Origin of the sequence: Aggregatimonas sangjinii (genome assembly GCF_005943945.1) — a bacterium.
In the GTDB taxonomy this organism is placed as follows: Bacteria; Bacteroidota; Bacteroidia; order Flavobacteriales; family Flavobacteriaceae; genus Pelagihabitans; species Pelagihabitans sangjinii.
Genome location: NZ_CP040710.1, coordinates 843,895 through 858,043 on the forward strand (window position 1 = coordinate 843,895; position 14,149 = coordinate 858,043).

The window sequence follows — 14,149 nt, forward strand, 5'->3', positions numbered from 1 at the left end:
TTATAAATTTAGGGGTATTAGCGGTTAGGTGCAACAGAAACAAGAGATAAAGTTAGGTGCGGAAATATAGGAGGACCAATCTACAGACTTAACAATAAGTTTTACGGCCTGATGACGTAATAGCCGATGATGCGATGTGCCATTGCCATCTTGAAACAGCCTGAGAAATACAGGAATCGAAGCCCTGGGTATCCTAATCGAATTCAGAAACGAAATGTAATTTTACGCTCGGATATTTCTGTTGTGTCATTTGAAGCGAAAATTGCGAATCGGCCAAAAACACTAGTCTCCCTCGTTTGTCCTTGGCTAAAAATTTCTGCTTTACCCTTTTGAATTCTTTAAATTCATCGTTCTTAGGGTCGTCGGCAGCTACCCAGCAGGCTTTGTATACCGGAAAGTTCTCATAGGAGCATTTGGCCCCGTACTCATGTTCCAAACGATATTGGATCACTTCGAATTGAAGCGCACCAACGGTACCGATAACCTTTCTTCCGTTCAGTTCTAACGTAAAAAGTTGCGCTACACCTTCATCCATCAACTGGTCGATACCTTTATAAAGTTGTTTTGACTTCATAGGGTCGGCATTATTGATATAGCGAAAATGCTCAGGGGAGAAACTGGGTATGCCTTTGTAGTGCAGTTCTTCACCTTCGGTTAGCGTATCCCCGATTTTGAAATTACCCGTATCATGAAGGCCAACAATATCTCCGGGATAGGAGATATCCACGATTTCCTTCTTCTCCGCAAAAAAAGCATTGGGACTCGAAAATTTCAATTTTTTTCCCTGCCGAACGTGCAAATAGGGTTTATTGCGTTCAAATGTGCCCGAAACGATTTTTACGAAGGCCAACCGATCACGGTGTTTGGGGTCCATGTTGGCATGTATTTTAAAAACGAATCCTGTAAGTTCTTTCTCTTTTGCCTCGACCACACGTTCTTCCGCTTTTTTTGATTTTGGTGGCGGAGCGATTTCAATAAAGCAATCCAACAATTCCCTTACTCCGAAATTATTCAATGCCGAACCAAAAAAAACGGGTTGCTGTTCTCCTTTCAGATAGGATTCGCGGTCAAATTTTGGATACACACCTTCTACAAGCTCGAGATTGTCGCGAAGTTCGGTGGCTGCTTTTTCACCGATAATTCCATCCAAAGCATCGTTCCGAATATCATCGAAGGCAATGGTGTCCTCAATATTACTCTTGCTGTTTCCACTGAACAGATTTATGTTTTTCTCATATATGTTATAGATGCCTTTGAAGTCGTACCCCATCCCTATAGGAAAACTTAAGGGTGTTACGGCAAGGCCTAATTTCTGCTCCACTTCGTCTAAAAGGTCAAAGGCATCTTTTCCTTCCCGGTCCATTTTGTTAATGAAAACGATGATGGGTATACTTCGCATTCTGCAGACTTCGACAAGTTTCTCGGTTTGGGCCTCGACACCTTTAGCAACATCGATAACGACGATTACGCTATCAACTGCTGTAAGCGTCCTGAACGTATCCTCGGCAAAGTCTTTGTGGCCGGGAGTATCAAGTATATTTATTTTTTTATTCCTGTATATAAATGCCAGTACCGAGGTTGCCACGGAAATACCGCGCTGTCGCTCGATTTCCATAAAATCACTAGTAGCGGTTTTTTTTATTTTATTGTTTTTTACAGCTCCAGCCTCTTGTATGGCCCCGCCGAAAAGCAATAGTTTCTCGGTCAAGGTGGTCTTTCCGGCATCGGGGTGCGATATGATTCCGAAGGTCCTCCTCCTCGCGATTTGATCTGCAAAGTTCATTTGTAATATTGTTTTGAAAAATTTGTTTTAGACGAAGAAATCGAGGATTATCAGCAATAGAGATTGGGATATCGATAATCGAATTATTTCTAAAGGTGTCTAATGAATTTGGACAAAAATACGTTAAATAATGCGGAGGTTATCGCGAATAAACCACAGAAAAATAGTTTAAAACTGATGTATTAATTTTAAATATGTGTATTTTTAACTCGGTATTATTTATCGTCGAACTTCCAAAAAAAATCGATTACCGTGAGTGTTGGTAGTCCGTTCGGCGATGAATTACGTACTTAGTTGAGTTATTGATTTTATATTTAATGTAGTTAAACGAGTAATACTGTTTTTGAAAGAATTTTCACAATTTTGACTTTTGATACAGTTCAACGTTTGGTTATTTAATTTTATCTTGCGCTCAATCAATATGAGTTGTCCCAAACTTCTTACCTTTTGAAATTTTCTTATTGGCCATGGTGATTGGTAAACCCGCCTACCGTTTGTGTAGGTACTAAAATTGCTAACACTTATGGAATCTTTTACATCTACTCAAAAGAAGAAAAAAAGACCACACTATTTTATTGGGTGTCTTTTGGTCATGTTGCTCGCAGGAAACACCTACGCGAATAGTAGTTCTACAGTATTTGAAAATCACTCTAATCCAATTAGTATTGACGATCCGGATGACCTTGACGATGATGATGATGGTATCTTGGACACCGTAGAGGACGAGAACCTCGATGGGGATAACGATCCCGATACCAATCCTTCGGATAAGGATGGGGATGGTATTCCCAACTATCTGGATATTGATTCGGATGGTGACGGTATTTTAGATAATGTGGAAGGGCAAAATGATGCCTCTTATATAGCACCCTCTGGGGTGGATGCCAACGGAAATGGCCTAGATGATGCTTATGAAGGTCCATTTCGTTTCGGTATCAACCCTGTAAACACAGATATGTCTAACGGAGGTAGGGGGCGTATCCCAGATTATTTGGATGTTGATGCCGACATTGACGGTATTTTCGATAACATAGAAGCGCAGGCACTAAACGCTTTTGTAGCGCCTTCCGGGGTAGATGACAATGGCAATGGTCTAGACGACGCCTATGAAGGGAGCTACGGTTTTGGGATCGTACCGATTAATTCGGATAGTGACATCTATCCCGATTATAGGGATTTCGACTCCGATGGTGACGGGATAAAGGATAAGAGGGAAGCACAGACGACGGCTGGTTATATTAATCCGTTAGGGGATAATAACATGAACGACATCGATGATGCCTATGAAACAGGATTGATGCCCTGCGATACCGATGGTGACGCTGTGTATGATTTCCGTGATATCGATTCTGACAATGATGGTGTCCTTGATCGTTTCGAAGCACAGCATACTGCAACGTACATGGCGCCAACGGGCTTGGATAGTGATAATGACGGGTTGGACAATGCCTATGAAGGAGATGGTGTAATTCCCTTTAGTACCGATGAGGATCCGAGACCTGATTATAGGGATATTGATGCCGACGATGATGGTATCCCTGATAACATTGAAGGCCAAACGACTGCCGGTTATGTACCACCTTCGGGTGTAGATTCCGATGGTGATGGTCTGGACGATGCCTACGAGGGGTCGGGAGATCAAGGCGTAGAAATGGTGAATACCGATGGTACAGGGGAAGTTGATTACAGAGATGTGGATAGTGATGATGACGGTGTTCCCGATAACAATGAAGGTAACGACTTTAATTTCGATGGCGTTCCAGATCAAACCTTTACAGGTGTCGATACCGATGGAGACGGGCTTGACGATGGTTATGAGGGGAGTGATGTAAACGATGGATTCGATGTAAACGATGAAATAAACAATCCGGCTACCGACCTTCCGGATACCGACGGTACCGAGGATGTCAATTACAGAGACTTGGATGACGATGGAGATGGCATAAGTACCCCGGACGAGGATGCCGATGACGACGGCGACCCCACGAACGATGATAGTGACGATGACGGAACTCCAGATTATTTAGACCCAACAGACGAGCCCGATACCGATACCGATGGTGATGGTGTTCCGGATAGTGTCGACATCGATGACGATAATGATGGTATTTTAGATGTGGTCGAAGATTCCGTCGACGATGGCATTCCCGTCGATACCGATGGTGACGGCACGGTCGATCTTCATGATATTGATTCCGACAACGATGGAATCCCCGACAACGTCGAGGCACAGACCACAGCAGGTTACGTAGCGCCTAACGATGATGATGCGGCAACCTATGAGGCGAATGATGGCTTGAACTCCGCCTATTTGCCCAATGGGTTAACTCCCGTAAATACCGATGGTACGGATAATCCAGACTATATCGATTTGGATAGCGATAATGATTTGGTGCCGGATAACAATGAGGGCAATGACTTCAACTTTGATGGCATCCCCGACCAGACTTTTACCGGCACGGATACCGATGGCGATGGTTTGGACGATGGCTATGAAGGAAGTGATGTGAATGACGGCTATGATGTGAATGATGAAATTGACGATCCGGCCAATGACCTTCCCGATACCGATGGAACAGAGGACGTGAACTATAGGGATTTGGATGATGACGGCGATGGCATCGATACTCCTGATGAAGATGCTGACGGCGATGGAGACCCTACGAACGACGATAGCGATGGCGATGGTACCCCTGACTATTTACAGCCAGATGAGGATACACGTCCGGATACGGACGGCGATGGTGTTCCCGATATCGTTGATATCGATGATGACAATGATGGTATCCTGGATATTGTTGAGGATCCCGATGATGACGGTATTCCCATAGATACGGATGGCGATGGTCGTGTAGACTTACATGATATTGATTCGGACAATGATGGCATTCCGGACAATATCGAGGCCCAGACAACGGCTGGCTATATTGCTCCCAACGATGACGACGGCGCAACCTACATTGCCAATAACGGACTCAACTCCGCTTATCTGCCAAATGGTTTAACTCCTGTAAATACGGATGGCACGGACAACCCTGATTATATCGATGAGGATAGCGACAATGATTTGGTACCCGATAACAATGAAGGCAATGATTACAATTTTGACGGTATACCCGACCAAACGTTCACCGGAGTAGATACCGATGGAGATGGTCTAGATGATGGCTACGAGCATGGTACGGTTGACGATGGCTTCAACTTTAACGATGGTATAGACGATCCGGCCAATGATCTTCCGGATACCGATGGAACAGAAGATGTAAATTACAGGGATATCGATGATGATGGCGATGCGCTCGATACGCCGGACGAAGATGCAGATGGGGATGGTGACCCTACTAACGACGATACTGATGGTGACGGTACTCCCGATTATCTTGATCCGGTTGACGACAGCCCGCAAGAAATTATAGTCATGCAGATGGTAACACCCAACGGTGATGGTAAAAATGATTTCCTATGGATTGAAAATGTGGATATGGCACTGGACAATAAACTGATGATATTCAATCGATGGGGTATCGAGGTTTACAATGGGAAGAATTATAACAATCAAAACAATGTGTTTGATGGAAGGTCCAGAGGACGGTCTACAGTGGGCGATAATTCCGATTATTTGCCGGCCGGAGTATATTATTACGTTTTCCAGTATAATACAGAAGATAGAAATAATATTACCGATAACGGTTACCTTTATATTAGCCAATAATAGCGGATAGCAGTATGATACTAAAAAAGAGCCTCTTTACGTCCTTTCTCTTACTAATCATGTTCTGGGGGACGTCATATGCGCAACAAGACGCGCAGTACACCCAGTATATGTTCAACACTATGAGTGTGAATCCCGCTTATGCGGGCTCCAGAGGGATGTTAAGTGCAGCCTTATTGTATCGTAAACAATGGCTGGGACTGGATGGGGCACCAACCACCCAGACACTGAACCTGCATTCGCCCATAAGGGATAGCAAGGTCGGTTATGGAATTTCCATTATAAACGATGAAATAGGTGAGGGTATCGTACAGGAAACGTATTTCGACGCTGCGATTTCCTATACCATTGATGTTTCCGCAGCGGGCAAATTGTCTTTTGGTGTAAAAGCAGGTGGGAACCTTTTCAACTTGGATGTTGAACGCCTTCGGCAAAGAGAGGGTTTTCAAGAAGCGGTGAATACTGACAATATCGAAAATAGATTTTCCCCAAATTTTGGTTTGGGAATTTATTATCATGCCGACAAATTCTACGCAGGTCTTTCTGCGCCAAATCTCCTACAAACCGAACATTTTGATGGAGGTAATAATGATGCCAACGATGTCAGTTTTTTGTCTAAAGAGCGCATCAATTTTTATTTGATAACCGGCTATGTTTTCGATTTAGGCAATAATTTTAAATTCAAACCGGCAATTCTCAGTAAAGTCGTGAGTGGAGCGCCCTTACAACTCGATTTTTCGGGTACGTTTCTAATCAATGATAAGATTTCATTGGGAGCGGCGTATAGATGGGATGCAGCTGTTAGCGCCCTGGCGGGATTTCAAATTTCTGATTCATTCATGATCGGCGTGGCATATGATAAAGAAACAACTGCTTTTGGTGGAACCCAATTTAACGATGGGTCTTTTGAAATTATACTTCGGTATGAATTGATCAGGGCGTACAAAAAACTGGTGTCTCCACGTTTCTTTTAAATTCATTGACCAATGATAAAAAAATTACATGTATTAACTTTAGTAGTCGCATTCGCTTTTTTGGGAGACGTATTTGGGCAGGATTCAGTTGTGGTAAAAGCAAAGGAAAATCGTTTGATTGCCAAGGCCAATGAAAACTACGAACAATATTCCTTTAGCCCGGCAATTGATATCTACGAAAGAGTACTAAGCAAGGGATATGTATCCGCCGATTTATTAAAAAAACTGGGTAATTCGTATTATTTCAACGCCGATTATAAAGATGCCGCGACAACTTACAAACGTTTAATTACCTCTTATGAATCCGATGCGGGTCCCGAATACTATTTCAGGTATGCCCAAACGCTGAAGACTTTGGGTGAGTACGAAGAATCTAGGGAGGTCATGTCAACGTTTGTCGACCTAACTTCAAATGATAATCGGGCAGAAGTTTATAAAGACGAAAAAGATTTTCTCGAAGATATAAAGAATAATTCCGGTAGATACGATGTTGGGCCTTTTGAATATAACTCTTCCTATAGCGAGTTTGCTCCTTCATTTTATAAAAAAGGATTGATTTTCTCCTCGAACAGGGATACTGGTAATTTTGCTAAAAACCGTCATACTTGGACCGCTACCGATTTTCTCGATCTGTATAAGGTGAATGCTGACAGCGTTTCTGAAAATAAGGCCGTGAAGGTCGAGGACGATATCAATACCCGTTTACACGAATCTACCTCTGCAAGTACTAAAGATGGCAAAACGCTTTACTTTACCAGAAACAATATCGTAGAAGGTAAGGCCAAAAGAGATACAGTAGGGGTCATACGGCTCAAAATCTATAAGGCCACAAAAGCAAATGGGGTCTGGGGCGATATCCAGGAACTACCTTTCAATAGTGATACGTATTCCGTTGCCCACCCTGCACTTAGTACTGATGAAAAAACACTCTATTTTGCGTCCGATATGAAAGGCTCTTTGGGCGAATCCGATATTTTTATGGTCGACGTAAATGAAGATGGCTCGTACGGTGAACCGGTAAATCTTGGTAGCAATATCAATACCGAGGCTCGGGAAACCTTTCCGTTTGTGACCAGTGAGGATATCCTGTACTTTTCATCCGATGGTCATCCCGGGCTAGGTGGCTTGGATATCTTTGCGACCAAAATCGAGAATAGAAATTTCGATGGTTCGGTAGCGAATGTTGGCGAACCCGTGAATAGTATGATGGATGATTTTACCTTCATTATCGATGAAGATTCGCGCAAGGGATATTTTGCCTCCAATAGACCAGAAGGTAAAGGAGGCGATGATATTTATAGCTTTTTGGAAACTACACCATTATTGCTCGATTGCGAACAGCAAATCACCGGAACTGTGCGTGATAAGATTTCCAATGAACTCTTGGTCGGAGCAACTGTCAAGGTGATCAATGAAGAAAATGAAGAAATACTGAGTACGATTACCAATTCCGAAGGGAAGTACGAGCTCTTCCTCGACTGCAAGGAAGGAAACTTCGTCAGGGTATCTATGCAGGGTTATATTACTTCAGAAGAATATTTGGCCAGATCTGATGGCAAACCAAAAATTATCGACTTTTATCTTGATAGGGATACGGTAACCGCCGGTTTTGGAGATGATTTGGCAAAATTACTACAATTGAGTACGATATATTTCGATTTCGATAAATACAACATTCGAAAAGACTCCGAGGTAGAGGTAGAGAAGGTAATCGCGGCGATGGATAAATATCCTAGCTTACGAATTAAGGTAAATTCCCATACCGATAGTAGGGGTAAGGATGCCTATAACCTTTGGCTATCGCAAAAAAGGGCCGAATCTACAATAAACTATATGATTTCGAAAGGCATCTCTAGCGAACGTGTGACTAGTGAGGGCTTTGGGGAGACGAAATTGATCAATCAATGTGCCAACGGGGTCAATTGCTCTGACACTGAGCATGAACTCAATCGAAGGTCAGAATTTATTATCATGGAATGAAAATCATCCTGAAATGGTAACCGGCGACTATCTTTGATATGGTCGCTTTTTTTATATATAGGCTTGTATTATTACGTTTTGGGTCGATATTTTTCATTTGACACTTCATTTTCGACGGTTCATGAACATTTTAACTAAATACACAACATAAGTTGGGAGGTTCAATCAAGTCGGTTTAATTTTGGTTCATAATGGATTAATGTTTCCTAAATGAATTCTATCAATCGACTTTCAATCAATATTTGTATATCATTGCTTCTGTTGATGGTATGCAATTATTCCTTTGGTCAAGTCAATGATGATTTCGAGTCTGGTGCGGCAGGGTGGTCCAATCAAGGTGCACCTGCGTCCGGTAATTGGACGATTGGGAACCCCACGGGAACGAATTGGCAATTGGAAGATGATCATACGCCAAGTGGGGTCACTGCCTTGTATACCGCCGCCAATAACGGAGGAGCCGATGGAACCGATGACGTTGACGGGGGAACCGCTATCTTACAGTCACCCATTTATAATATTACCGTGAGTTCCACCCTTTCCGTTTGGTATTTCTTTGGTCAGCGTGATAATGGTGATGATGCCGGAGATTTTTTTAGATTGGAATATTCTTTGGATGGAGGAACCAGCTATACAACCTTGGTCTTTATAGGAGACGTAACTACGATTCCGAATTGGACCAACGCCACCGCTCCAATACCTGCCGGGTCTAATGTGGTTTTAAGGGTTTCGGCGGCGGATGGAGGCAATGCAGGGGACATTATAGAGGCAGGTATAGATGACCTTAGTATTCTGCCAAGTATTCCTATTATCACAGTTGGGGACGAAACGGTAAATGAAGACGATGGCACCGTTACTTTCACCGTTAGGCACACGGGTGCCAGTGCGACCGGACCTTTTACGGTAAATTATACAACATCTGATGATACGGCTACTTCTGGAACTGATTATACGACCACAAATGGTATTTTGAATTTTTCGGGCACCGTAAATGATACGGAAACAATTACTGTTCCGATACTAGATGATGCATTATTCGAAAATACCGAAATCTTCAACCTTCAATTTACAGCGACCTCTGATCCGGGGGTTGATATCTCTGACTCGGCAATAGGTACCATTGCCGATGATGACGCCATCGTAATGACAGATGGTGTAACGGAAAATACTTGTGACGATACCTTTGTCGATTCAGGAATAGGATCTAATTATGGAAACAACGAAAACATTGTTTATACCATCTGTCCAGATACGGCGAATAACTATATTAGTCTTGATTTCAGAAATTTTGACGTTCGAGTCGGTGATTTGCTCTCCATATACCGGGGCACCACCACCGGGGGAACACTTATTGGACAATTTGACAACAGTAATGTCCCTACTAATGTCGATTCCTCCGTAGCAGAGGGTGGTTGTTTGACCCTTCAATTTACGTCTAACGGAAATACAACAGGCACCGGATGGGAGGCAAGGGTGACTTGTTCCCCGGAGGGCCCAAAGATAATAATCGATGACATTTCTTTCGACGAAGATATAGGTAATGCGGTATTTACGGTAAGATCTACCCGAGCGGCCCACGGAATTAATACACTATTCGGATTTGTCAATCGTCCTTTTACCGTTGATTTTCAAACTGTAAACGGCTCCGCCCTTGCTGGAAGCGATTATACCACTACGACGGGTACATTGACCTTTACAGGAGCAATCGGTAATGTGCAAACGATATCCGTACCCATTTCAAATGATGGAATTCCCGAATTTGACGAAGATTTTTGGATAGAATTTACAGGAGCGAATGCCCCAAATGGGACCATTAATTTTTCTGATACGGGAAGGGGCACTATAAACTCGCAAATACTTGCAAACGATCCTTTAACACTTTTTCAGGAATTTGACGGTTACTTTGACTATACCACAACAGGCGGTACTTTAAGGACAAATAGCAATGGTGTAGATGCTTGTTCGATTACGACCACCTCTTCGAATAATCTGATTTCACCCATTCCCGCAACCGCAACTATAGAAAAAGCCTATCTATATTGGGCCCATTCCAATACGGTACGGGACGCGAGTGTCACTTTCGAAGGGCAGACCGTCACTGCCAATTTCTTATACCAGACTACATTGACCAATAGAAATTTTTATGGTTATGTGAGTGACGTAACAGGCATTGTTAGTGGAATTTCTAATCTCTCTACCAACAGCTTTGATTTTAGCGATTTAGACATAGACAATACTGGAGATTACTGCAGCACCAACACCGTACTTGGAGGTTGGACGCTGATAGTCTTTTATGAAGACCCCTCTCTGCCAGCAGTGAACATAAACCTATATCAAGGTTTCGATGGTTTGAGTAATGAGGGTACTTCCTTTACATTGGATTCTTTTTACGCTATCTCGGGTGCTGGAGCCAAAGCGTCATTTCTGTCTTGGGAAGGTGATCCCGACTTGGACGGAAACAGCACCGGTTCAACAAACCCGGAAGAACTTTCCATTACCAACCAGGGAGGTACTAATTTTATTCTTAGCGGTGATGGCGGTCAGACGGGCAATAACTCCTATAATTCAACTATTTACGACAACACCGTGGTGCCTGCCTATAATATTTCTACCTCATATGGTGTCGACTTGGATACATATGATATATCGACTTACATACAGCCGGCCGACACTGAAATCACTGCAAATGTTGACGTGGGTCAAGATTTTGTCATATCGGCGGCCGTAGTTTTGAAAGTGCCTTCAAATCTAATTGCGGGAACAGTCTTTGAAGATACCAATTACCCTGGTGGACCAGGTCGTAACTTAGCTACTTCAGGAGGATTTGGGGTTTCAGGGGCAGTAGTGGAACTTTTCAATTCATTGGGCACCTTTGTAGAACGTAAAACGACGGATATAAATGGAGATTACTCTTTTGGAGGTATGGCCGACGGCGCATACAGCGTAAAGGTGGTCAATTCTACTATAAAATCAAATAGGGGTGGTGGTCTAAATTGCTCGGTCTGCTATCCAGTACAGACTTTCCGAAGATTCGGTACGGCGAACGCCCTTACCGATGTAACTGATGAAGTCGGCGGAGCAGATCCGTCTGCGAGTCAAGATGTTGCTCTAGGCGTATTGAACGGGGCACAGAGTGTTTCAATAGTATCTGTCTCAGGTAACGGTGTTGTCGACGTTAATTTCGGATTCAACTTCAACACCATAGTAAATACTAATGAAGATGGTCAAGGGTCGCTTGACCAATTCATTGTCAACAGCAATAATTTGGATGAAACAGGTTTAGATATTGAGGCCAATAGCATTTTTGACCCGGCCGCCGGAGATGACACATCTGTATTTATGATTCCTTCTACAGCAGATCCGTTGGGCAGGACACCCGATGGAAATTTCAGCAACGGTTACTTTAACATCGAACTTTCAAATGGAAATCCACTTACTCCGATAACCGGTAACAATACCGCAATAGATGGAAGAACACAAACGTCTTACTCCGGAAATACGAATACCGGAACTGTTGGGGCCGGTGGCACTGCTGTAGGTACCTCGGGAACTGTACTACCAAATTACGATTATCCGGAAATTCAAGTATACCGACCTGGAGGAGATGTACTGAGATTGCAAGGGACCGATGTGGTCATACGAAATCTTGCGGTCTACGCCAATAATAATGCCGGGGTTCGAATGGATAATGGATCGGCATCCGTATCGAACAATCTTCTAGGGGTAAACGCTTTGGGTGCAGCAGTAGGAGGTATTGATGACGGGGCAGAGATATTGGGAGGATCAATAATCGTAGACAGCAATTATATCAGCGATAATACCGATGCTGGAATTATGGTAAACGGTGGTACTTCTTCGATTATTCAGAATAACCACATCGTTCTTAATGGAAATAACGCATGTGATGATAATATCACTTTACAGGCGGGTTCGGGAATTATCATTCAACACAATCTAATCGAGAATGCTGCATCCTTAGGAATTGATGGGGATGGTATTTCGGGAAATGTCACTATAACGGAGAATACCATAAGACAGTCTGGCCAAGATGGCGGAAATTGCGGGGGTACCATTGAGAACGCGGGCATCCTATTAGACGGTAACGATTCTTCGATAACGAATAATATCATCAATAGTAATGGTGGTGCAGGAATCGTACTAGCTGGTGGTTCTACCGCTGGTAATTTAATTTCACGAAACTCCATTTACGCCAACGGCACGGCAGCAGCTACGCTGGGTATCGATTTAGACCAATCAAATGGGCTAGGTGATGGGGTAACGTTGAATGATGATGGCGATGTAGACAATGGGCCTAATGGAGCGATAAACTTTCCGGTCATTACCTCTTCCCTTGTTTCTGGTAGCACTATGGTTGTTAGGGGCTGGTCTAGGCCAGGCGCGACGATAGAGTTTTTTCTAACCGATATAAATGAAGGGTCTGCGACCACAGGGGACAATCAATTAGGCTTGTCAACAGACTATGGCGAAGGCCAAACATTCTTTGGTACCGTCGTCGAAGGTAGCGCTTCCGATCTGGATGGTTCATCATCGACTTATACCGATTTGGACGGTAATACCGATACAACCAATAAATTTCATTTTGTCATTAGTCTACCTCCCACGGTTACGGTAGGCGATGTGATAACTTCCACCGCTACTTTGAGCAATTCTACATCTGAATTTTCTCCGATGAGCATCCTAAGAATACCTACTGTAATTACCAATAGAAGAATTACCTATCGCGTTAAGAAAGACTAGCGTACATCGAGGTATTTGCGCGAATCATACAATTAGATGGTCACACCAATTCTAGTCTAGAATTACCGTTAGAATGCCCAAAAATCATGGAGATCGGAATCTAGGTGATACTCTAGCTTCGTCCTTTTTTGTACGGTACTCCGAACAATCCATGGTATTTATGAAACAAATCACTTTGGGATTTCCCTTTAAATAAAAAGGAATCTATTTTTAAGATAACTTAAAACGCATTTGGGTGTAAGAGATCTCAATTTGTTTTGGGGTAGATTTTCACCATAAAATCAGGCTCAATTATCCCATATTAGCCATCAAATAAAGAGTATTCGCCTTCTTCTAAACCGCTTGTTGCTGGTTTTTTATTTTGTATTGAAAATCAGTTGATAGTACTTTCAACCTGTAGTTTCATATTATCTTAAAGCGAGGTCTTTATTCGAAGAGCGACAACCTCAGGCGTCATTACTTTATAGGTGAACAGAACTACCGAAATCACAAAATTGGCATTATATGGAAAGACCTAAAAAAAATCGGTTTTTTTTTTCAAATACATAGGTGAAAACGCCCCAAGGTAGTTTATAATTTCTTTCGAAAAATATCTTTTGAAGTGGTAAAATGATATGGAAAAAGGAGTACCGCTCTTGTTATTTCAAAATGCTCCATATTTTGATAAAAAAACTTTTAATGAGATTTCGAAACCTCTTTTTTGGTCATCAAAATGGCTTCTCAGACGTTGAATCAAATTTTTTATGAATTCCCGAACACCTTGGTTTTATGCAACTTATCGACCAATGACGAGACCCGATTTAGTGAATTTAGAAGTAGGAAACCTCATCTTTTAGTACTTATACAGTACAAATTTCACGTTACACAACAATTATTTTCCTATGGAAGGCTTAGGGTTAATTTTGTAAAGTGTAAATGAACCATAATTGTAGAGGTTCATTTATT

General features: G+C 42.6%; 5 protein-coding genes. 4 read left to right on the top strand and 1 reads right to left on the bottom strand.

Annotated features, from left to right (window positions below):
* Positions 1 to 193 precede the first annotated feature (193 nt).
* Positions 194 to 1,783, bottom strand: coding sequence for a peptide chain release factor 3 (locus FGM00_RS03595; RefSeq protein ID WP_138851592.1), 1,590 nt, complete (start codon positions 1,781 to 1,783; stop codon positions 194 to 196).
* 523 nt (positions 1,784 to 2,306) lie between these two features.
* Here FGM00_RS03595 and FGM00_RS03600 point away from each other — a divergent pair.
* From FGM00_RS03600 to FGM00_RS03615, 4 genes are all read left to right on the top strand, one after another.
* The gene (locus FGM00_RS03600) at positions 2,307 to 5,495 is read left to right on the top strand and encodes a gliding motility-associated C-terminal domain-containing protein (protein ID WP_138851593.1); all 3,189 of its coding nucleotides are present in this window, start codon (positions 2,307 to 2,309) and stop codon (positions 5,493 to 5,495) included.
* A gap of 14 nt (positions 5,496 to 5,509) precedes the next feature.
* Positions 5,510 to 6,469, top strand: coding sequence for a PorP/SprF family type IX secretion system membrane protein (locus tag FGM00_RS03605; RefSeq protein WP_138851594.1), 960 nt, complete (start codon positions 5,510 to 5,512; stop codon positions 6,467 to 6,469).
* A gap of 12 nt (positions 6,470 to 6,481) precedes the next feature.
* On the top strand, positions 6,482 to 8,449 hold the full coding sequence (locus FGM00_RS03610; RefSeq protein ID WP_138851595.1) for an OmpA family protein: 1,968 nt from the start codon (positions 6,482 to 6,484) through the stop codon (positions 8,447 to 8,449).
* 210 nt (positions 8,450 to 8,659) lie between these two features.
* Positions 8,660 to 13,204 (top strand): beta strand repeat-containing protein, encoded by a 4,545-nt coding sequence (locus tag FGM00_RS03615; RefSeq protein ID WP_236262894.1) that lies wholly within the window; start codon positions 8,660 to 8,662, stop codon positions 13,202 to 13,204.
* Positions 13,205 to 14,149 lie beyond the last annotated feature (945 nt).

Bases quoted from the DNA above. Each gene is read 5' to 3' on its own strand.
- FGM00_RS03595 (WP_138851592.1), bottom strand. From the start codon at position 1,783: ATGAACTTTGCAGATCAAATCGCGAGGAGGAGGACCTTCGGAATCATA.
- FGM00_RS03600 (WP_138851593.1), top strand. From the start codon at position 2,307: ATGGAATCTTTTACATCTACTCAAAAGAAGAAAAAAAGACCACACTAT.
- FGM00_RS03605 (WP_138851594.1), top strand. From the start codon at position 5,510: ATGATACTAAAAAAGAGCCTCTTTACGTCCTTTCTCTTACTAATCATG.
- FGM00_RS03610 (WP_138851595.1), top strand. From the start codon at position 6,482: ATGATAAAAAAATTACATGTATTAACTTTAGTAGTCGCATTCGCTTTT.
- FGM00_RS03615 (WP_236262894.1), top strand. From the start codon at position 8,660: ATGAATTCTATCAATCGACTTTCAATCAATATTTGTATATCATTGCTT.